This is a genomic window from Sphingomonas sp. MMS12-HWE2-04, assembly GCF_044881185.1.
Lineage (GTDB): Bacteria > Pseudomonadota > Alphaproteobacteria > Sphingomonadales > Sphingomonadaceae > Sphingomonas.
Genome location: NZ_CP173254.1, coordinates 2,464,900 through 2,485,857 on the forward strand (window position 1 = coordinate 2,464,900; position 20,958 = coordinate 2,485,857).

The window sequence follows — 20,958 nt, forward strand, 5'->3', positions numbered from 1 at the left end:
CATCCCCTCTCAGCCGTCTCAAGCTCAATTCGGCAGTTTGGTGACTTTCTGACCGGCATCGCTGGTGAAGACGAAGCCCGACAGGCCCGCCTTGGTCAGCCCGTTGACGAACGTCTGCGCCTCCGCCGCGGTCTTGAACGGGCCGGCGAGCACGCGGTTGGTGGCGCGCAGCGGAGTCGACCAGCCCGACTTGCCCTTGAACGCCGCGGGCGCCTTGGCAACGACGGCCTTCCACGCCTTGGGCAGCGAGGCTTGGTTGGCGCCGCCGGCGACCTGCACCCAGATGCGCGCCGGATCGGCCTTGGCGGCTTCCTTCTTGGGATCCGGCTTCTTGGGGTCAGTCTTTTTCGGGTCGGGCTTCTTTGCTTTTGGATCCGCCTTGGCCAGCTCGGCCTTCTTCTTGGGATCGGGCTTGTCCTCGGGCTTCTCCGTCACCGCTGACTTGACCGGCGGCTTGGCGATGGGCTTCGGCGCTACCGGCCTCGGCGTCTCGGCGACGCGCACCGGCGCGGGGACCGGCACCGGATTGTTGACGGCTTCGAGCTCGTCGGCCGGAATGGTGATCCCGGCGACGATCGAGGCGAGCACGCTGTCTTCCTGACCGGCCTGGGCGGGGCCTGGCGGTGCCGGTGCCGGTGCGGGCGCGGCCGCGGTTACGGCAGGTTGCGCCGGCTCGGCGACGGCGACAGGCTGCGCCGCCGCGGGTTGGGCCGGCGTGCTGGCGACGCTGGTGTCGCCAAGGCGGCGGATCGCGCTTCCCTCGGGCGGCAGCGGCGCTTCCCCCCGGCGGTCGTCACCGTCCTGGCAGGCTGCGCCGTGGCGAGCGCCGGACTCGATGCAGGCTGGACGGCCGGCAGCGGAGTCGGTGCGGGCCTGGCGGGCACGGTCGCGGCGGCAGGAACGCGCTCGCGCGCTGGCGCTTCACGGCTGGCGACTTGCACTGGCGCCGGTTGCGCGGGCGTGGGCTGAACCACTGCCTGTGCCGGCGCGGACTGGACGGTCGTGCCCGCAGGCGTGCCCGCGGGCAGCGGTTGGACGATCGGCGCCGCGGGTGCGCTGCGCACCGGTGCGGCGGCGGGCGGGGTGACGGCGGCAGTCTGCACCGGTTGCGCGGCGGGCTGCGCCGTGCGGGCCAGCGGCGCGACGCGATCGCGGCCACGCCGCGCGCGGCGATCATTGCCCCGCGCTGCTGCGGCGGCAGGCTGCGCCTGGGCGAGCTGGACCGGCCGCGCTTCGGGAACATAGCGCGGCAGCACGGGCGCGAGCCGCGCATCGGCAAGCCGCGCCTGGGTGGGCGAAAGCTCGCCGAAATGGACCGCAAAGGCGCGGTCGGCCGGGGCGAGCCCGCCCAGCCGGCGGAAGAACGGCGCCAGCGAGGGCCCGAGATTGCCGAGCATGCTCGCCGCGATCTTCTCGGCGCCGGGAATATCGTTGTTCATCGCGAGGATGAAGGCGCGCGCGCGCCACGCGGCGCGATCGCTGCGGCGGAGCAGCGGATCGAGCGCGGCATTGGCCTCGTCAACCTTGCCGCCGATCCCGAGCGACAGCGCGAAGCGGCGCACCGTTTCGTCGTTGCGATCCTGCAGCAGTGCGACGCGGTAATCCTGCTGGGCCAGCCCGGGCTGGCCGAGCAGGTCGTAAGCGAAGCCGCGATCGGCGGCATATTCGCGCGCCGGCACGCCGCGCGCCTCGGCCCCCTGAAACAGCGTGAGCGCTTCGCCCGGCCGTTCGAGCCGGACCAGCGCTGCGCCACGCCCGGCCAGGATGCGCGGGTTGGTCGGGTCGATCGCTTCGGCGCGCTGGAAAAAGGCGAGCGCGGCGGACGTGTCGCCCAGATGCGCGCTCAACACCCCGGCCTGGAGCAGCGCGGCGACGTTGCGCGGATCGGCCGCGAGCACGCGCATTTCCTGCGACAACGCATCGGCATCGGGATTGGGGATCGCCACCACTTCGGTGTGGGTGGTTTGGGCGCCGGCCTGCCCATCCTGCGCAAAGGCCGGCGGAGCCGCCAGGACCATGGCCAGCGCAATCGGCCGCAACAAGGGAATCGCTCGCATGATGGCTATGCTTAGACGCGGTATCGGGTGAACCGCCAATGACGCGCCGCCGGCGGCTCGCCAGAGCGAGCTTGGCCGGCGACGAACGTCAATTTACTGGTTGTTCTGGCTGCGCAGGAAGCGCGGGATGTCGAGCGGATCCTTGTCCTCGTCATCGGCCGCCTTGGCAGCGCCGCGCGACGCCGATGCCATGCGCTCGAACAGCGTGCCGCCGGTGCGCCGCGCGGGCTTCGCTTCGGGCGCCGCAGCCGGTTCTTCGTCGGCCCCGCCGGTCAGCCAGCGACGACGGCTGGTGAACTGGGGTTCGGGATCGGGCTCGGGCAACGGCGCGGGCGCTGGCTCGGGCGGAACCGCGGCGTCGGAGTCGAGCACCAGCTCGTCCGCATCCGCAGGCGCTTCGGGCTCGGGCGCGACTGCGGGCTCATACGCCTCGGGCACCGCGGGAGCTTCGGCGGCCGGAGCCTCCTGATAGCTCGGCTGGGGCGCTTCGGGCTCGGGCGCGGCGGCCGGCGCTGCGTCGGCCGCGACGGCGCTGCGGCGCGGCGTCGCGAACGAGAAGACGCGGGGCTGCTCGGCGGCGGCCGGAGCCGGGCGTGCCTGGGCATCGGCATCGATGCCGGTCGCGACGACCGAGACGCGGATCTTGCCTTCGAGCTCGGGATTGAACGCCGAGCCCCAGATGATGTTGGCATCGGGATCGACCAGCTCGCGGATATGGTTCGCAGCTTCGTCGACTTCGAGCAGGCGCATGTCCTCGCCGCCGGTGATCGAGACGATCACGCCCTTGGCGCCGTTCATCGACACGCCGTCGAGCAGCGGATTGGCGATCGCCTTCTGCGCCGCGATCAGCGCACGGTCGTCGCCGTCGGCCTCGCCGGTGCCCATCATCGCCTTACCCATCTCCTGCATCACCGAGCGGACGTCGGCGAAATCGAGGTTGATGAGGCCCGGCATGACCATCAGATCGGTGATGCCGCGAACGCCCTGCTGGAGCACTTCGTCGGCCATTTCAAACGCCTGCTTGAACGTCGTGTTGGCGTTGGCGATCAGGAACAGGTTCTGGTTCGGGATGACGATGAGCGTGTCGACATATTTCTGCAGCTCTTCGATGCCCGCTTCGGCCGATTGCGCGCGGCGGCGGCCCTCGAAGGCGAAGGGCTTGGTCACCACGCCGACGGTAAGGATGCCCATGTCGCGCGCCGCCTTGGCGATCACCGGCGCCGCACCCGTTCCGGTGCCGCCGCCCATGCCCGCCGCGATGAAGCACATATGCGCGCCTTCGAGGCTCTTCTGGACGTCCGCGATCGTCTCTTCGGCGGCCGCGCGGCCGATCTCGGGCCGCGAGCCTGCGCCGAGACCCTGCGTGATCTTCGCGCCGAGCTGGATCCGCTGCGCCGCAGCCGATTGCTTGAGCGCCTGCGCGTCGGTGTTGGCGACGAGGAACTCGACCCCCTGCACTTCGGCACGGATCATGTTCGCGATCGCGTTGCCACCCGCGCCGCCGACGCCGATCACCGTGATCTTCGGCGTCAGCTCGTCCACGTCGGCGGGAAGAAATTCAATGCTCATCCTGTGATCTCCTTAGCGGCACCCCTGCGCGGGAGCGTCGCCATGAACCCTGTTTCTGCACTAAGGTTACCGGGGACTCTAGTGAAATCCCGTGCGCCCGTCGCAATTGTTTAATAATTCGCCCGAAACGCCGCAAAGATTCGCTGCATCAGCGCTCCCGGGCTCGCCTTGGTGACCATCGTATGCGTCGTCTCCAGGCTGCGCAGGTCGATCGGATCGGTCGCGGCGAAGCGCGCCAGGCCAGCAAGCGTCGCAAAGGCCGGGCCGGCATGCGCCTCGGGAAGCGCGGTCAGCCCCTTGGGCCGGCCGACGCGCACCGCGCTGCCCAGCGCCTGCTGCGCATAGTCGGCGATGCCCTTCAGCTCGGCACCGCCGCCGGTTAGGACGATCTGGCGGCCGACCGGATCCTGGAAGCCGAGCTTGCGCAGCTCCTTCTGGATCTCGCCCATCAGCCGCTCGAGCCGCTGGCGGATGATCGCGTTGAGCTGCGCCTTGGTGATGCGCGCACCCTCGGCGCCGTCATCGGGCAGCGCCGGGGTGACATCGATCATCTCGTGATTGTCGCGCGGCGAGAGGTTCGCCGAGCCATGGAAGCATTTGGTCCGCTCCGCCCAATGGCGCGCGGTGCCGAACGCAGTGGCGATATCGTCGGTGACATCGGCCGAGCCCATCGGGATCGAGGCGAGCCCGGCAAGCACGCCGCCGGCGAACACCGAGACATTGGTGACCCCTGCCCCGATCTCGACCAGCGCGACGCCCAGCTCGCGCTCTTCCTCGGTGAGGCAGGCGAGCCCCGTCGCCACCGGTGCGGCGATGATCGAGCGGACTTCGAGATGCGCCGAGCGGACGCAATGATCGAGGTTGCGCACCGGCGAGCCGTCGGTCGCGACGACGTGGATGTCGACCCCGAGGCGATCGGCGTGGAGCCCGAGCGGGCGCTTGACCCCGGCGAGCCCGTCGACCGTGTAGCGCGTCGGCTGGGCGTGGAGGATCATCTTGCCCTGCGGATCGATCGCGTCGCGGCCGGCCTTGAGCAGCTCGTCGATATCCGACTGCTCGACCCGGTGGCCGCCCAGATCGGCCTCGAGCTTGACGATGTCGGATATCAGCCCGCCCGCCGAGAAGCTGACCCAGACATTCTCGATATTGGTGCCGGCGATGCGCTCGGCCTGCTCGACCGCTTCGCGGATCGCCTGCTCGGTTGCGTGCATATCGGCGACATAGCCGCGCTTGACGCCGCGGCTCTCGCGCTGGCCGGTGCCGAGCACGACCAGCGTGCCGTCGTCGCCGCGTTGGGCGATGAGTGCCGATACTTTCGATGATCCGACGTCGAGTGCGGTGATCAGACCTTCCGGTGCCGTCTTCGCCATTGCCTTATTCCCCTGATTCCACGGCCGACGCAGCCCGAGGCTGCGCTGCCACCCGCCGTTGCACCACCATATTACCGGGCGCGCGCATATCGAAGCGAATATTGCCTTTGCCCAGAAGACGTTGCTCGCCGTCCAGCTCGGCGAACTTGCGCAGCGCCTTTGCCGCGTCTTCCTCGCCCTCGGGAAGCTGCAGCCGTTCGCCGGTATTGAAGGTCAGATCCCAGCGGCGATTGCCCACCCAGGTCGCCGCGCGCACGAGCGGCTGGAGCGCCGGCGCGGCCTGCATCAGCACCTTGCGGGCCTCTTCCTGGCCATTGGCGCCATCGCCGATCAGCAGCGGCAGATCGGGCATCGCCTCGCGCGAGACCGGCTCGAGCGGAACCCCGGTAGTATCGACCAGCATCAACTGGCCATGGTTCTGCCAGATCGCCGCCGGCTCGCGCTCGACGATGAAGATGCGCAGCGTGTTGGGCAGGCGCCGCGACACGCGCGCATCCTTGACCCAGGGGAATTTGAGCAGCCGCTCGCGCAGCTGGCCGAGATCGACCAGCGGCATCGCGCGGGTATTCTGATCGAGCACCTGTTGGTAGACCGTCATCCGATCCATCCGCTTGATGCCATCGATCTGGATCTCGTCGACGCGGAGCCCGGCCTCGCCCACGACATCCGCGACGGCGACGCCCGCCATCGCCGGGAGGCCGGCCCAGCTCGCCACGCCGAGCGCGACAGCGCCGACCGCGCCGACAATGCCCCAGGTCGCGATCCGCTGGAGCGTGTGCTCGCTGAGCGGCAGCGCCGCCACGGCCTGTTCGAACAGGCCGGGCCGCTTGGGCCGGCGCGCCGGCGCTTTCTTCTTGTTCGGGGTCGCCCCGCGCCGCGTTGCGGTCCGCTGGACGGGCCGTCGGCTCATGCGCGCGTCCCCGCATCGGCAAGCGCTTCGTCGACGATCTTCTGCACCAGCGCTTCATAGCCGATGCCGAGGTGCCTTGCCTGCTCCGGAACTAGACTGAGGGGCGTCATGCCGGGCTGGGTGTTGACCTCGAGCAGGAACAGCCCGTCGGGGCCCTGCTCGTCGTCCCAGCGGAAATCGGCGCGCGAGGCGCCCTTGCAGCCGAGCAGCCGATGCGCCTCCAGCGCGATCCGCTTGCACGCGTCCGCGACGTCATCGGGGATGTCGGCGGGGAAGACGTGCTCGGTCAGCCCATCGGTATATTTGGCGTCGTAATCGTAGAAGCCGTTCTTGGGCTTCAATTCGGTGACGCCGAGCGCCTGATCGCCCAGCACCGCAGTGGTCAGCTCGCGCCCGCGGATGAAGGGCTCGGCGAGCAGTTCGTCGAATTCCTGCCAGGGGCCGCGCACGTCGCGGCCGATCGGATTGCCGTAATTGCCCTCAGCCGTGACGATCGCCACGCCGACCGACGAGCCCTCGTTGACCGGCTTGAGGACATAAGGCCGAGGCAGCGGATCGCCGGCGTACAGGTCTTCGCTGCGCACCATTCGGCCGCCGGGCATGGGCAAGCCGTGGGGCACCAGCGCCTGCTTGGTCAGTTGCTTGTCGATCGCGATCACCGAGGTGACCAGGCCTGAATGGGTATAGGGGATGCCCATCAGATCGAGCATGCCCTGTACCGTGCCGTCCTCGCCGGGGGTGCCGTGGAGCGCGTTGAACACCAGATCGGGCTTCAATCCGGCAAGCGTCACCGCGACGACGCGGTCCATGTCGACGCGGCTGACCCGGTGGCCCAGGCTCTCGAGCGCGTCGGCAATGCCGTTCCCCGACATCAGCGAGACTTCGCGCTCGGCGGACCAGCCGCCCATCAGGACGGCGATGTGAAGGGACTCGGCCATTAGATCCTCCCCGGCACGGGGAGGGGGACCGCGACGCGCAGCGGCGTGGTGGAGGGGGAGCGCCGCGAAGGATTCACCAGGAGGAGAGCCCCCTCCACCAGCCTGCGGCTGGTCCCCCTCCCCGTTCCGGGGAGGATCGAAGAAACGCGCATCACTTATCGACCCCAATACAGTTTTCACTCGCGCCGTCGGCCGGCAGGCCGACGCGCTGGATTTCCCATTCCAGCGCGACGCCGGATAGTGCCTTCACCTTGGCGCGAACGTCCTCGCCCAGCGCCTCGATCTCGGCCGAAGACGCATTGCCCAGATTGAGCAGGAAATTGCAGTGTTTTTCGCTGACCTGCGCGTCGCCGCGCCGCAAGCCGCGGCAGCCCGCAGCGTCGATCAGCGCCCAGGCCTTGTGGCCTTCCGGGTTCTTGAAGGTTGAGCCGCCGGTCTTCGAGCGCAGCGGCTGCGATTCCTCGCGCGCGGCGGCGATGCGGTCCATCTCGGCCTGGATCGCGGCGGGATCACCGGCCTGGCCGCGGAAGGTGGCGCTGAGGACGATCGCGCCGTCGGGCAACGCGCTGTGGCGATAGGTGTATCCGAGATCGGCGAGCGCCAGCGTGCGCTGCTCGCCCGAACGCAGCACGACTTCGCATTCGACCAGCACGTCCTTGACCTCGCGGCCATAGGCGCCGCCGTTCATCCGCACGAAGCCGCCCACCGTGCCGGGAATCGAACGCAGGAACTCGACGCCGGCGATTCCCGCATCGCGCGCCTTGGACGAGACGAGGATGCCCGAGGCACCGCCGCCGCAGCGCAGCGTCGTCGCGTGGCGCTGCTCGACCGCGGCAAAGGCCTTGCCGAGCCGCACCACCACGCCGGGCACGCCCCCGTCGCGGACGATCATGTTGGAGCCCAGACCGAGCCCCATCACCGGCACCGGGGGATCGAGATCGCGCAGGAATGCGGCGAGATCCTCGGCATCGGCCGGCTCGAACAGCCATTCCGCTGCGCCGCCGCTCTTGAACCAGACGAGCGGCGCCAGCGGCGCGCTTGCGGTGATCTTGCCGCGGACCCTGGGAAGTTCAGTGACTGCCGTCACTTCCAGCCCCACAGGCGCGACCATTGCTTCCACGCCGCGAGGTTTGCCTCGGCGGCCTTGTGCCCGGCCTCCTGCAGCGCAGTCATCTGCTTGCCGGCGTCGAGCATCTTCTGGGCAGCGTCGATCTGGGCCTTTTGCGCGCGCAGGATCTCACGCTGCATTTCGATCGCGGTGCTGAACCAGTCGCTCATGCCGCTGCTCCCTGCCGGACCTCGTCGATCGCCGTCGCGAGCCCCGCCGCCCATTTGGTGATGTCGCCCGCCCCCAGGCAGACGATCATGTCGCCCGGCATCGCGACCTGCGCCAGCGACTCCGCCAGCGCATCGGCATCGTGCACCGTTGCTGCCGAGCGATGCCCGCGGCGCTTGATATTCTCGACCAAGGCCTCGGAATGGACGCCGTCGAGCGGCAATTCGCCTGCGGCATAGACCGGGCTGACCAACACCATGTCGGCATCGTTGAAGGCCTGGGCGAAATCGTCCATCAGATTACCGAGCCGCGAGAACCGGTGCGGCTGCATCACGGCGATCACCCTGCCCTGCGCGCTTTCGCGCGCCGCGGCGAGCACCGCGCGGATCTCCACCGGATGGTGGCCGTAATCGTCGATAATCGTCGCGCCGCCGGTTTCGCCGACCTTGGTGAAGCGCCGCTTGACCCCGCCGAACTTGGCGAAGCCCTGCTGGATCGTCGCATCGGGGATGCCGAGTTCGAGCGCCACGCCGATCGCGGCGAGCGCGTTCTGGACATTGTGCCGGCCGGGCATCGGCAGCTCGATGCCCTCGATCGAGCGCGTGGTGCCGTCGCGGTTGCGGATGATCGCCTCGAAGCGATTGCCGCCCGAGAAGGGCGTAACGTTGACGCCGCGCACATCGGCGCTCGCGGCGAAGCCATAGGTCACGATGCGGCGATCGCGCACCCGCGGGATGATCGCCTGCACCTCCGGATGATCGAGGCAGAGCAGCGCCGCGCCGTAGAAAGGCACATTCTCGACGAACTCGACATAGGCGTCCTTCGCCCGATCGAAGCTGCCATAATGATCGAGATGCTCGGGATCGATGTTGGTGACCACCGCGATCGTGCCGTCGAGGCGCAGGAAGCTGCCGTCGCTCTCGTCGGCCTCGACCACCATCCACTCGCTGTCGCCAAGGCGCGCATTGGAGCCGTACTGATTGATGATGCCGCCATTGATCACGGTGGGATCGACTCCGCCGGCATCGAGCAGCGCGGCGACCATCGACGTGGTCGTAGTCTTGCCGTGTGTGCCAGCCACCGCGACGGTCGACTTCAGCCGCATCAGCTCGGCGAGCATCTCCGCACGGCGCACCACCGGCACGCGGCGCTCATAGGCGGCCTCGACCTCGGGATTGGTCCGCACGATCGCCGTGGAGACGACCACCACCGCGGCATCGCCGAGATTGTCCGCCTTATGGCCGATCGTCACCGGGATGCCGCGACTGCGCAGCCCCTGGACGACATAGCCCTCGGCGACGTCGGAACCCTGCACCTTGTAGCCGAGATTGTGCATCACTTCGGCGATGCCCGACATGCCGATGCCGCCGATGCCGACGAAGTGGATCGTGCCGATGTCGGTTGCGACACCCTTCATGCGCCAAGAACCTTCATGCGTGCGCCAATCTTTGCTGCATTGCCGCCCGGCGCACCGCGATCGGCGCGGTGGGGGCGTGGATGGATTCGACCAGGTCGGCGAGGTCGCGCGCGGCATGCGGCCGGCCGACGCTGCGCGCGCGGGCCGCGGCGTTTTCCAGGCCCTGGGTATCAAGCCCGAGCTTTTGGATCTGCTTGGCGAGCTCGCCGGCGTTGAACAGCCGCTGCGGGATCGTGCGCGCGCCGCCGGCATTGGTCATCTCGCGCGCATTGGCGGTCTGGTGATCGTCGGTCGCGCTGGGCAGCGGCACGAGGATCGCGGGGCGGCCCGCCGCAGTCAGCTCGGCAATCGTCGAGGCACCGGCGCGCGCGATGACGATATGCGCCCAGGCCAGCGCCTCGGGCATGTCGGTGATATAGGTCGAGATGTCGGCCGGGATGCCATGCGCGGCATATTTGGCGCGGACGACGTCGATATCCTCGACGCGCGCCTGATGCGTCACCTGGAGGCGGCGGCGGAAATGGACTGGCAGCAGCGCGAGGCCATCGGGCACCACCTGGCTGAGCACGCTCGCACCCTGGCTGCCGCCGGTGACGAGCACCCGGAAGATGCCGTCCTCGTCGAGCATCGGATAGGGGCGTTCGCGCAGCGCCAGCACGCCTTCGCGCACCGGATTGCCGACGAGATGGGTCTTGCGCTGCCAGCCCTTCTTGAGCCGCTCGACCTGATCGTAGGAGGTCGCGATCGCGTCGACCCGTCCCGCAACGAAACGGTTTACCCGGCCGAGGATCGCATTCTGCTCGTGGATCACGGTGGGCACGCCGGCGCGGAACGCCGCGAGGATCGAAGGCAGCGCCGGGTAACCGCCAAAGCCGATCACCGCCGCCGGACGCAGTTCCTTGTAGAGCCGCAGCGCCATCGAGCGCCCCGCCATCACGCGTGAAAAGGCGCGCGCATAGCCGAGCGGGCCGCCGCCCAGCCGTCCGGCGGGCAGCACATGTGTCTCTACATCCTCGAAAAGTCCCGGAAACCGCACGCCGCGATCGTCGCTGACCAGCGCGACGTGATGGCCGCGCGCGGCGAGCTCCACCGCCAGCGCCGCTGCGGGCACCATATGGCCACCGGTGCCCCCGGCTGCCAGAACATAGCTGCGCGAATTCGTCATCCCTTGCTCCACCGCCCCGTATAGGGAGAGCGCTTCAGATACGGGTTTCGCCGCGTGAAGGCGAGCAGCAACCCGAAGCCGATCGACAGCGCGATCATCGACGATCCGCCATAGCTGATGAACGGCAGCGTCATCCCCTTGGACGGCGCGATGCCGGTGTTGACCGCCATGTTGATCAACGCCTGCACCCCGAACTGCGCGGCGAGCCCTGCCGCGGCGAGCAGGCGGAATGCGTCTTCCTCGTCAAGCAGCTTCATGAACACGCGGATCACGATCGCGGCATAGATCAACACAATCACCGCGCAGGCGATCAGCCCGAACTCCTCGCCGATCACCGAGAAGATATAATCGGTATGCGCCTCGGGCAGCTTGAACTTGACCTGCCCGCTGCCGGGCCCTGCCCCGGTGAGCCCGCCGGCGCTCAGCGTCTGGTGCGCCATCTCGACCTGGTAGCGATCGGCGAGCGCGGCTTCCTTGGTGGGGAACAGGAAATTGTCGATGCGCGTGCGCGCGGTGCCGTAGAAGAAATAGGCCGAGACGACGCCGCCGACCGCGATCCCCATCAGGCTGCCGATCGCTAGGGGCGAGATGCCCGAAATCATCAGCAGGATCACCCATACCGCGGCGAACACGATGGTCTGGCCGAAATCGGGCTGGAGCATCAGCAGCACGCCGACCACCGCGGTAAGCCCGCCGGTGATGATCAGCACCGGCAGTTCGGGATCCTTGGCGCGGAACGACAGGATCCAGGCAGTGGTGACGATGAACAGGGGTTTGAGGAACTCGGATGGCTGGAGATCGGAAAAGCCCAGGCTGATCCAGCGCTTGGCGCCATTCACTTCATGGCCGAGGAACGGCAACAGCACGAGCAGCAGGATGAAGAGCGCCGCGCCGAACAGCGACAGCCGCCGCGCCAGCGTAATCGGCAGCATCGACACCACGATCAGCACCGGTACCGAGACGCACACCCACATCAGCTGGCGCCAGAAATAATACATCGGCGCCATGATGTGGCTGGCATCCGAATAGCGGCGCGCGGTGGCGGGCGACGCCGCGGCGACCGCGACCAGCCCGATCGCGATCAGGAACATCGCGAGCAGCAGCAGCACGCGATCGACCTCCCAGAACCACATGCCCGCGCGCGAGGTGTTGGCGCGGCCCAGCTGGTTGCCGACCCGGCGCTTGACTTCGCGGCCGAGGCCCTCGGTCTCCGGAACGTCGTTCATGCCAGCGCCGCCACGGCATCGCGGAACGCCTGGCCGCGCGCCTCATAATCCTTGAACTGGTCGAACGAGGCGCAAGCCGGCGAAAGCAGCACGGTCTCGCCCGGCTGCGCCTGCGCCGCCGCGCTCTTTACCGCGGCCTCCAGCGTACCCGAACGCTCGACCGGCATCTCGCCTTCGAGCAGCGCGGCGAAGCGTTCTCCGGCATCGCCGATCGTATAGGCCTTGACGATATGCCCGAAACCCGGCCGGCACGCCTCGAGGCTGTCGGTCTTGGCGAGCCCGCCCAGGATCCAGTGGACCCGCGGATAGGCCGAGAGCGCCGGCGTGGTCGAATCGGCATTGGTCGCCTTGCTGTCGTTGACGAACAGCACGCCGCGCTTGGTCGCCACGCGCTCCATCCGGTGCGGCAGGCCGGTAAAGGTTTCGAGGCCCACATCGATCGCCGCCTGGTCGATTCCCAGCGCCTCGCACGCGGCGATCGCGGCAAGCGCGTTCTGGGCATTGTGCGGACCCTGCAACGCGGGCCAGCGCGCCTGGTCCATGCAAGCGCCCGGCGCGATCTTCGACAGATGCTCGCTGCGGCCGGAGGTCGTCAGGTCGCGCGCGATGGCGGCCGAGGGCGCGTCGCCGATGCCGATCACGGCGGCATGGCCGGGCGTCTGCATCGCGAAGAGCCGCGCTTTCGAGGCAGCATAGGCCTCGAACCCGTCATAGCGATCGAGATGGTCGGGGGTGATGTTGAGCAGCACCGCGACGTCGCAGTCGAGGCTGCGAGTCAGGTCGATCTGGTAGCTCGACAGTTCGAGCACATAGACGCCGCCGTCGGGCAGCGGATCCTGCCCAAGGATCGGCAGGCCGATATTGCCGCCGAGGCGCGCAGGGATGCCGGCGGTCTCGCAGATATGGTGGATCAGCGCCGTGGTGGTCGACTTGCCGTTGGTCCCGGTGATGCCGACGACCTTGTGCGGCGGCAGCTCGGCCCGCGCCTGGGCGAACAGCTCGATATCGCCGATCACCGGCACGCCTGCCGCAGCCGCATGGGCCGCGATCGGGTGCGTGTTGAGCGGCACGCCGGGGGAGATTACGACCGCGTCGAAGCCGGTGAGATCGATTTTGAGAGGATCCGCGACAATCAGATCCTCCCCCGGAGGGGGAGGTGGCAGCCGCAGGCTGACGGAGGGGTATTCTCCGCGGGCGATATCGCCCGTGGAGAATACCCCTCCACCAGCTTCGCTGGTCCCCCTCTCCCTCCGGGAGAGGATTAGCAAACGCGCCGCCTCGTTCGAATCCCAGGCGACGACGCTCGCGCCGGCCGCCGACAGCGCGTCGACCGTCGCCGCGCCCGAGCGCGCAAGCCCGAGCACCGCATAGCGTTTGCCGCGCCAGGCCGTGCTCGTGATCACCGGATCTTCAGCGTTGCGAGTCCCGCGAGCGCGAGCACGAAGGCGATGATCCAGAAGCGGATCACCACCGTCGGCTCGGACCAGCCGAGCTGCTCGAAATGATGGTGGATCGGCGCCATCTTGAACACGCGCTTGCCGGTGCGCTTGTAGAAGAACACCTGGATGATCACGCTCAGCGCCTCGATCACGAACAGCCCGCCGATGATGCCGAGCACCAGCTCGTGGTGCGCGGTCACGGCGATCGCGCCCAGCGCGCCGCCCAGCGCCAGGCTGCCGGTGTCGCCCATGAACACCGCCGCGGGGGGTGCGTTGAACCAGAGGAACGCCAGCCCCGCCCCGATCATCGCGCCGCAGAAGATCGCGAGGTCGCCCGCGCCGGGAACGTGCGGGATGCCAAGATAGGTCGCGAACTTCACGTTGCCCGCGAGGTAGACGATCACCATGAACGCCAGGCTGGCGATGATCACCGGCATCGACGCGAGCCCGTCGAGCCCGTCGGTCAGGTTCACCGCGTTGCCGAACGCCACGATCGTGAACGCGGCGAAGACGATGTAGAAATAGCCGAGATCGGGATGGATCCAGCTGATGAAGGGCACATAGAGCTGGGTGCCGCTCTGCGAGACGATGATCCAGCTCGCGATGCCGGCGATCGCGAACTCGCCGAGCAGCCGCACCCGCCCCGAAACGCCCGCGGTGCTCGCCTTACGCACCTTGTCGTAATCGTCGAGAAAGCCGATCATCCCGAAGCCGAACGTCACGAACATGCACGCCCAGACGAACGGATTGCGCAGGTCCATCCACAGCAGCAGCGAGACCATCAGGCTGGTGAGGATCATCAGCCCGCCCATCGTCGGCGTGCCGCGCTTGGCGAGGTGGCTCTGCGGCCCGTCGGTGCGGATCGGCTGGCCCTTGCCCTGGCGCACGCGCAGCCAGCCGATGAACTTCGGCCCGATCAGCAGCCCGATCAGCAGCGCCGTCGCCACGGCGGCGCCGGTGCGGAACGAGAGGTAGCGGATGAGATTGAGCACACCGGGAAAGCCCAGATGCTCCGCGAGCAGATAGAGCATTAGGGTCGCTGCCTTTCCGCCAATGCCGCCACGAGGCCTGAAAGCCGCACGCCGTTTGAACCTTTCACGAGAACCGCGTCGCCGGGCGCGAGTACGGCGTTCAGCCGATCCAGCGCCGTCGCGGCGTCGGGCACATGGACGAAATCAATTCGCCCCTCAAGCGCATTTGCGAGCGGCTGCATCGCTTCGCCGACAAGGATGGCCCGTTCGACGCCCGCCGCCGCGATCGGCTCGGCCAGATCGGCGTGGAAGGCCTCGGAATGGTCGCCCAGCTCGCGCATCTCGCCGAGCACGGCGAGCTTGCGCCCGTCCTCGCGCGCCAGCACCGCCAGCGTTGCGCGCATCGACGCGGGATTGGCGTTGTAGCTCTCGTCGATCACCAGCGCCTCGCCGCCATCGACCGATGCGAGGAAACGCGCGCCGCGCCCGGGCAGCCCGCCCATTTCGGCCATGGCGAGGCCTGCCATTTCGAGGTCGCTGCCCACCGCATCGACCGCAGCGAGGATCGCCATCGCGTTCGACACCCAATGCGGGCCCAGCTGCGAAATGGTGAAGCTCAACTCGCGCTTGTCGAAGCGTGCGGTGACGAAGGTGCCGCCGGTGCGCGTACGCATCTGCTCGACCGCGCGGAAATCGGCGCCATCGCCCAGGCCGAACGTGACGATTCGGCCGGCATAGGGCTGCGCCGCGGCGATCAGCCGGTCGCGGTGCGGGCTGTCAAACGGCACGATCGCGGTGCCACCGGGCTCGAGCCCCTGAAAGATCTCGCTTTTGGCGTCGGCGATCGCCGCTTCGCTGTCGAAGAAGCCCATATGCGCCGGGGCAATCGTGGTGACGATCGCGACATGCGGGCGGACCAGCCGAGTCAGCTGCGCCAGCTCGCCTTCATGGTTCATCCCCATTTCGAACACGCCGAAGCGCGTTTCGCGCGGCATGCGGGCGAGGCTCAGCGGCACGCCGGTATGGTTGTTATAGCTCTTGACCGAACGATGCGCGGTGCCCGGCTCGGGGCGGTCGAGCGCGGCGAACAGCGCCTCCTTGGTCCCGGTCTTGCCGACCGACCCGGTCACCCCGATCACCTTGCCCTGCATCCGCGCGCGCGCCGCTGCGCCGAGCGCGTCGAGCGCCGCGGTGGTATCGGCGACGGCGACATGCGGGTGCGGCGTCGCTTCGGACACCAAAGCCCCCGCGGCGCCTTGCGCAAAGGCCTGGTCGAGGAAGCGATGGCCGTTGGTGGTCTCGCCGGTGAGCGCGAGAAACAAATCCCCCCGCCCCACTTCGCGCGAGTCGAAGGTCACACCGGTCACGTCGAAACCGGCCGACGCGGTGCCGTCCGTCGCCGCGGCGATTTCCGCAGAGGTCCACAGGCTCATGCCGCGCACTCCCGCGCCACGCCGACATCGTCGAACGGCAATATGAGGTCGCCGACGATCTGGCCCTGTTCATGGCCCTTGCCGGCAAGCAGCACGATATCCTCGGGGCCGGCCATCTGGACCGCGGCGGCGATCGCTTCGCGACGGTCGCCGATCTCGGTGGCGCCCGGCGCACCCTTGAGCACGTCGGCGCGGATCGCGGCGGGGTCCTCGCCGCGCGGATTGTCGTCGGTGACGATCACGACGTCGGCGCCCGCCGCGGCGGCCTGCCCCATCGGCGCGCGCTTACCGGTGTCGCGGTCGCCGCCCGCGCCGAACATCAGGATCAGCCGCCCGCTGGTGTGCGGCTTCAGCGCGGCGATCGCCGCCTCGAGCGCATCGGGGGTGTGGGCATAGTCGACATAGACCGGCGCGCCCGCCCGCGTGATCACCGCGCGTTCGAGGCGCCCGCGCACCGGCTGGAGCCGTGCGAGATTGGCGATTGTCGCGTCGATATCGCCGCCGGTTGCGATCACCAGCCCCGCCGCGACCAGCGCATTGGCGGCCTGGTACGCGCCGATCAGCGGCAGCGTAACATGGTGGGCCCTGCCCGCGGCCTCGATCGTCAGCCCCTGGCCGAGCAGCGTCGGTTCCCGCGCGGTCAGCCGCAGCGTCTCGCCATGCTCGCCCACAGTAACCAGCTTGTTGCCGCGCTGCCGCGCCAGATCCTCGATCCGCGGCGCATTGGGGTCGTCGGCCCAGACCACGGCCGCGCCGCCATCGAGATCGAGCACATCGGCGAACAGCCGCATCTTGGCGTGGAAATAGGTTTCCATGTCGCCATGGTAATCGAGATGGTCGCGGCTGAGGTTGGTGAACGCCGCTGCGCGGACCGGCAGTCCCTCGGTGCGATATTGCGAAAGGCCGTGGCTCGAGGCTTCGAAGGCGACATGGGTCACGCCCTCCCGCGCCAGCCCGGCGACATTCGAGAGGAAGGTGACGATGTCGGGCGTGGTCAGCCCGGTGCTGACGCTGTCGTCGGCAGTGGTGACGCCGAGCGTGCCGATCGACGCGGCATGGAAGCCCGCCATCCGCCACAGATGGCGCGTCATCTCGACGGTCGAGGTCTTGCCGTTGGTGCCAGTGACGGCAACCGCGGTCGCGGGGAACGGCGCGAAGAAGCGCGCGGCAAGGCGCGCGAACTTCTCGCGCGGATTGGCGTCGGCGATATGCACCGCGCCTTCCACCTTCGCGCCGGGCCGCGCCACGATCGCGATCGCGCCGGCCTTCACGGCGTCGGCAATGAAGTCCTCGCCATTGACGCGCATCCCTTCGAACGCGCCGAAGATCGTGCCCGGGGCAACCTTGCGGTGGTCGATCGCGAAGCCGGTGACGACGGCGTCCTCGCTCCCGCCGGTCAGCGCGCCGAGCTTCATTGCCCGCCCTTGTCGGTCGCGGCGCCGGTCCAGATCAGCGGCATCAGGTCGCGCTCGTCGATGTCGCGGTTTGCGTCGGGGGTTACCCCCATCAGCGTGCCGGTGCGGCTGACCACGCGCGAGACGACCGGCGCGGCGGTCCAGGCGGCGGTGGTGCGGTATACCCCGATGGCGGGGTTGGCTTTGGGCGAATCGAGCATGGCGACCATCACATAGCGCGGTGCGTCGATCGGAAAAGCCGCAGCGAAGGTCGAGACGTTGCGATGCTTGTCATATCCGCCCTCCGATGCCGCCTCGGCCGTGCCGGTCTTGCCCGCGATACGGAAGCCCGGCGCCTCGCCCTTGCGACCGGTGCCCATCAGCACGATCAGCCGCAGCAGCTGGCGCATCCGCGCGCTGGTCGCCTCGGTGAGCACGCGCTTGCCCGGATTGCCCTTGCCCGGCTCGACCTTGAGCACCGTCGTCGGGCGGTAGATCCCGCCATTGACCATCGTCGCATAGGCGTTGGCGAGGTGGAGCGGCGTGACCGCGATGCCATGGCCATAGGCGGTGGTCATCACCGTGGTGCGTGCCCAATATTTGGGCCAGAGCGGCTTGGCGCCGTTGCCCAGCTCGATCTCGGGGCGATCGCCGAAGCCCAGCTTGCGGAACATGTCCTGCAGCCGTGCCGCGCCGATCTCGTCGGCGATCCGCGCGGTGGCGATGTTCGACGAATAGATCAACGTCTCCGGGATGTTGAGCCAGCGGAAGGTCTCATCGCCGGGATCGTCATGGATCTGAAAGCGCCCGACCTGGAGCGGCCGGGTGGCGTCGAAGCGCCGCGCCATCGACGTGATCGTGCCGCTGTCGATCGCCGCGGCGACGGCGATCGGCTTGAACGTCGAACCGAGCTCATAGACGCTCTGCGTCACGTTGTTGCGCGGCGGCGGGCCCTGGATGGCATTGGGATTGAAGCTGGGCAGCGAGGTCATCGCGATCACTTCGCCGGTATGGACGTCGAGGATCACGCCCGCCGCGCCGCGCGCCTGGAGATCGTTCATCGCGCGTCCGAGCTCGCTTTCCAGCGCGCCCTGCACCCGCGCGTCGATCGACAGCGCCACCGGCTTGTCGCGCAGCGCCGGATTGGTCAGCCGGTTCTCGAGCATCTTCTCCATGCCCGATACGCCGCGCCCGTTGACGTCGAGATAGCCGAGCACGTGCGCGGCCATCGTCGATTGCGGATAGAGCCGATCGGGCTCGCGCTGGAATTCGATCCCCGGCTCGCCCAGTGCGTTCACCGCATTGACCAGTTCGGGCGTCGCGCGGCGCTTCAGGAAGGCGAAGGATCCGCCCGAATTGAGGATCTTGGCGTAATAGGCCGCATTCTGCTCGGGCATCAGCGCAGCGAGCTTCTGCGCGAGCGCGCCCTTGTCGCCGATCAGCTTGTCGGGGTGGACCGCGATCAGCCACGCATCGATCGTGCGCGCGAGCGGCGTGCCGTTGCGATCGACGATGTCGGCGCGCGGCGGCACCAGCCCGGCGGCAATGTCGCGCGCCGTCGCCGGCTGCGCCCACAGCGCGAGCAGCGCGAGCTTGGCGATGACGACGAACATGCCGAAGCCGAACAGGATCGACAGGATCATCAGCCGCACCTGCGCGACGGCGACGAGCGCCTGACGGGCACCGCCCGTACGGCCCTCGCGAGCCGGCGGGGCGACGACGACGATCAACGCAGCGCCAGTTTCTCGCGCTTCGCCAGCTTTTCCAAATCGTCGATCGTCGAGGCGCTGAGCACGCCCTTGTCGACCATCGCGACGGCCCGTTTGTCAGCCTTGGTCATCAGCCTGCGCAGCTCCTTGTCCTGCCCGGCGCCCTGCTGCGCCACCTTGGCAGCCACGGCGGACTGCGGAGCGCCCTGCACCGGAACGGCCGCAGGCACCACCACTGCCGCCGCGGTCTGCACCGCCGGCGCGCCGGCCGGAACGATCAGCGCGGCGGTCTGAATCTGCGCACCGCCGAGATCCTGCCGATCGAGATCGGCCAGTGCGGTCTCGCTGGCGAGATATTGCTGCGGGGTCGCTGCGGCGAGCGAAAGCACTTCGCCGTTCCAGCGCTCGAGCTGCGCCAGGTTCGCCCGCGTGTTGAATTCGGTCTCGAGCCCGCGAATGTCCTTCTGCGCCTGGACGATCGCCGCCTTGGTCGCATTGAGCTTGGCCTGTTCGGCCGCGCCATAGGAATTGACCAGATAGCAGGCCGGTGCAGCGATCATGCCGCACAGCAACCATCCCATTCCGGCGAAACGGTTCACTGCCATCAGTTCACTCCTTCCCTCGACCACGGCGCCGCGGCGGTGCGCCGCGCGACGCGCAGCGTGGCCGATCGGGCGCGGGGATTACGCGCTACTTCCGCCTCGCCAGGCTTGACGGCCTTGGCGGGCGTTTCGAAACTCGGTTCGGCCCGCGGACCTGCCGCGGGACGATGCCGCGAGCCGGCCGGTTCGCTGCCGCTGCGCTCGCGCAGGAAGCGTTTGACCAGCCGGTCCTCGAGGCTGTGGAAGGTGACCACCGCAAGGCGGCCACCCGGCTTGAGCACCCGCTCCGCCGCCGCCAGCCCTTCGGCCAGCTCGTCGAGCTCGCGGTTGATGAAGATGCGGATCGCCTGGAAGGCGCGGGTGGCAGGGTCTTTCTTGTCGTGCGGACGATGCCCTAACGCCTTCCTAACCACGTTTGCGAGTTCGGAAGTCCGCGTAAGGGGTCGTGCGGAGACGATCGCGCGCGCCACCCGGCGCGAGCGCGGCTCCTCGCCGAACTGGAACAGCACGTCGGCGATCTCGCCTTCATCGGCTTCGTTGAGCCATTCGGCCGCCGTAACGCCCTCGCCCGCCATCCGCATGTCGAGTGGACCGTCGGACTGGAACGAGAAGCCGCGCTCGGCCTGGTCGAGCTGCATCGACGACACGCCGATATCCATCGTCACCCCGTCGACCGGCACGAAGCCGCGGCGCGCCAGTTCGCCTTCCATCTGGCTGAACGGCGCTTCGATCAGGATCACCTTGCCGCCCGCACTGGCCACAAGGGTTTGGCCGCTTTCGATCGCGCTCGGGTCGCGGTCGAAAGCGGCCACCTCGGCACCCCGCTCGAGGATTGCCATGGTGTAGCCGCCCGCGCCGAAGGTGGCGTCGACATGGCGCTCGCCGGGCACGATGGCGAGCGCGTCGACCACTTCGTCGCGCAGGACAGGGATATGCGGTTCGCCGGGCGCGCTCACAGCTTCACGCCCTTCGCCTGGCAGAGATATTCGCAGATCTCGCGCAGCCCGGGATCGGCGCTCTCGTCCTTCAGCAGCACTTCGGGCGCCCAGATGTCGAAGGTCTCGCCGGCGCCGTTGAAGAACGCCCATTTCTGGATGCCGGCCTTCATCTTGAAGAAGGGCGGGATCACGAAACGGCCGCTATCGTCGAACGGCGCCTTCTCGACCTGCCCGAAGGCGCGGCGCTTGGCGCGGCCATCGGCATCCTCGCCGCGGTCCGCCGCCTGCTGCTCGCGGCGGTCGATGCGCTCGTATTTTTCCTTGGACCAGGCGACGTCGTGGGCGGAGAGACAGCCATCAACAGGGTGGAGGCCGACGACGACCTGGCGCTCCTCGGAATTGCGTTCAGCGGCGACGCGCAAGTCGGCGGGAATGGCGACCCGTCCCTTCGGATCGACCGCCTGAAGCGCAAAGCCCTGAAAGATCTCCCGTTCCGCCACGCCAAACCCCGTTTGAGGGCACAGCTCTGCCGTCTCCGGAATCG

19 protein-coding genes are annotated in these 20,958 nt (G+C 68.6%); all 19 read right to left on the bottom strand.

The features are described 5' to 3' along the window. Positions 1-24: 24 nt before the first annotated feature. The 19 genes from AB2M62_RS11175 to AB2M62_RS11265 all read right to left on the bottom strand — a co-directional run bounded on the left by AB2M62_RS11175 (position 25) and on the right by AB2M62_RS11265 (position 20,914). Positions 25-588 (bottom strand): SPOR domain-containing protein, encoded by a 564-nt coding sequence (locus AB2M62_RS11175; protein WP_404333755.1) that lies wholly within the window; start codon positions 586-588, stop codon positions 25-27. A gap of 65 nt (positions 589-653) precedes the next feature. Further along, on the bottom strand, positions 654-2,057 hold the full coding sequence (locus tag AB2M62_RS11180; RefSeq protein ID WP_404333757.1) for an SPOR domain-containing protein: 1,404 nt from the start codon (positions 2,055-2,057) through the stop codon (positions 654-656). 93 nt (positions 2,058-2,150) lie between these two features. Further along, a complete protein-coding gene (gene ftsZ / locus AB2M62_RS11185) occupies positions 2,151-3,626 on the bottom strand; it encodes a cell division protein FtsZ (RefSeq protein WP_404333759.1) in 1,476 nt (491 codons plus the stop codon). Positions 3,627-3,736: 110 nt separating this feature from the next. Further along, entirely contained in the window at positions 3,737-4,996 is a 1,260-nt protein-coding gene (ftsA, locus tag AB2M62_RS11190; protein ID WP_404333761.1) for a cell division protein FtsA, read from the bottom strand. A 4-nt stretch (positions 4,997-5,000) separates the two neighbouring features. Beyond that, positions 5,001-5,906: a cell division protein FtsQ/DivIB gene (locus AB2M62_RS11195; RefSeq protein ID WP_404333763.1), complete on the bottom strand. Its 906-nt coding sequence runs from the start codon at positions 5,904-5,906 to the stop codon at positions 5,001-5,003. Beyond that, a complete protein-coding gene (locus AB2M62_RS11200; protein WP_404333765.1) occupies positions 5,903-6,844 on the bottom strand; it encodes a D-alanine--D-alanine ligase in 942 nt (313 codons plus the stop codon). The genes AB2M62_RS11195 and AB2M62_RS11200 overlap by 4 nt, the downstream gene beginning before the upstream one ends. Positions 6,845-6,995: 151 nt before the next feature. After that, positions 6,996-7,955, bottom strand: coding sequence for a UDP-N-acetylmuramate dehydrogenase (murB, locus tag AB2M62_RS11205; protein ID WP_404333767.1), 960 nt, complete (start codon positions 7,953-7,955; stop codon positions 6,996-6,998). Further along, positions 7,928-8,122, bottom strand: coding sequence for a hypothetical protein (locus tag AB2M62_RS11210; RefSeq protein ID WP_404333769.1), 195 nt, complete (start codon positions 8,120-8,122; stop codon positions 7,928-7,930). Before AB2M62_RS11210 ends, murB begins: the two co-directional genes overlap by 28 nt. Next, positions 8,119-9,537, bottom strand: coding sequence for a UDP-N-acetylmuramate--L-alanine ligase (gene murC, locus AB2M62_RS11215; RefSeq protein ID WP_404333771.1), 1,419 nt, complete (start codon positions 9,535-9,537; stop codon positions 8,119-8,121). Before murC ends, AB2M62_RS11210 begins: the two co-directional genes overlap by 4 nt. Before the next feature lie 13 nt (positions 9,538-9,550). Continuing rightward, entirely contained in the window at positions 9,551-10,702 is a 1,152-nt protein-coding gene (murG, locus tag AB2M62_RS11220; protein WP_404333773.1) for an undecaprenyldiphospho-muramoylpentapeptide beta-N-acetylglucosaminyltransferase, read from the bottom strand. After that, positions 10,699-11,928, bottom strand: coding sequence for an FtsW/RodA/SpoVE family cell cycle protein (locus AB2M62_RS11225; protein WP_404333774.1), 1,230 nt, complete (start codon positions 11,926-11,928; stop codon positions 10,699-10,701). The genes murG and AB2M62_RS11225 overlap by 4 nt, the downstream gene beginning before the upstream one ends. Next, entirely contained in the window at positions 11,925-13,331 is a 1,407-nt protein-coding gene (gene murD, locus AB2M62_RS11230; RefSeq protein ID WP_404333776.1) for a UDP-N-acetylmuramoyl-L-alanine--D-glutamate ligase, read from the bottom strand. The genes AB2M62_RS11225 and murD overlap by 4 nt, the downstream gene beginning before the upstream one ends. Then, a complete protein-coding gene (mraY, locus tag AB2M62_RS11235) occupies positions 13,328-14,398 on the bottom strand; it encodes a phospho-N-acetylmuramoyl-pentapeptide-transferase (protein ID WP_404333778.1) in 1,071 nt (356 codons plus the stop codon). The genes murD and mraY overlap by 4 nt, the downstream gene beginning before the upstream one ends. After that, positions 14,398-15,771 (bottom strand): UDP-N-acetylmuramoyl-tripeptide--D-alanyl-D-alanine ligase, encoded by a 1,374-nt coding sequence (murF, locus tag AB2M62_RS11240; RefSeq protein WP_404333780.1) that lies wholly within the window; start codon positions 15,769-15,771, stop codon positions 14,398-14,400. The genes mraY and murF overlap by 1 nt, the downstream gene beginning before the upstream one ends. Beyond that, positions 15,768-17,186 (bottom strand): UDP-N-acetylmuramoyl-L-alanyl-D-glutamate--2,6-diaminopimelate ligase, encoded by a 1,419-nt coding sequence (locus AB2M62_RS11245; RefSeq protein ID WP_404333781.1) that lies wholly within the window; start codon positions 17,184-17,186, stop codon positions 15,768-15,770. Before AB2M62_RS11245 ends, murF begins: the two co-directional genes overlap by 4 nt. Next, a complete protein-coding gene (locus AB2M62_RS11250; RefSeq protein ID WP_404333782.1) occupies positions 17,183-18,895 on the bottom strand; it encodes a peptidoglycan D,D-transpeptidase FtsI family protein in 1,713 nt (570 codons plus the stop codon). The genes AB2M62_RS11245 and AB2M62_RS11250 overlap by 4 nt, the downstream gene beginning before the upstream one ends. Next, positions 18,892-19,479 carry a hypothetical protein gene (locus AB2M62_RS11255; RefSeq protein WP_404333783.1) on the bottom strand — a complete coding sequence of 196 codons (588 nt, stop codon included), beginning with the start codon at positions 19,477-19,479 and terminating at the stop codon, positions 18,892-18,894. Before AB2M62_RS11255 ends, AB2M62_RS11250 begins: the two co-directional genes overlap by 4 nt. Further along, a complete protein-coding gene (gene rsmH / locus AB2M62_RS11260; RefSeq protein WP_404333785.1) occupies positions 19,479-20,432 on the bottom strand; it encodes a 16S rRNA (cytosine(1402)-N(4))-methyltransferase RsmH in 954 nt (317 codons plus the stop codon). Before rsmH ends, AB2M62_RS11255 begins: the two co-directional genes overlap by 1 nt. Then, positions 20,429-20,914, bottom strand: coding sequence for a division/cell wall cluster transcriptional repressor MraZ (locus tag AB2M62_RS11265; protein ID WP_404333787.1), 486 nt, complete (start codon positions 20,912-20,914; stop codon positions 20,429-20,431). Before AB2M62_RS11265 ends, rsmH begins: the two co-directional genes overlap by 4 nt. Positions 20,915-20,958 lie beyond the last annotated feature (44 nt).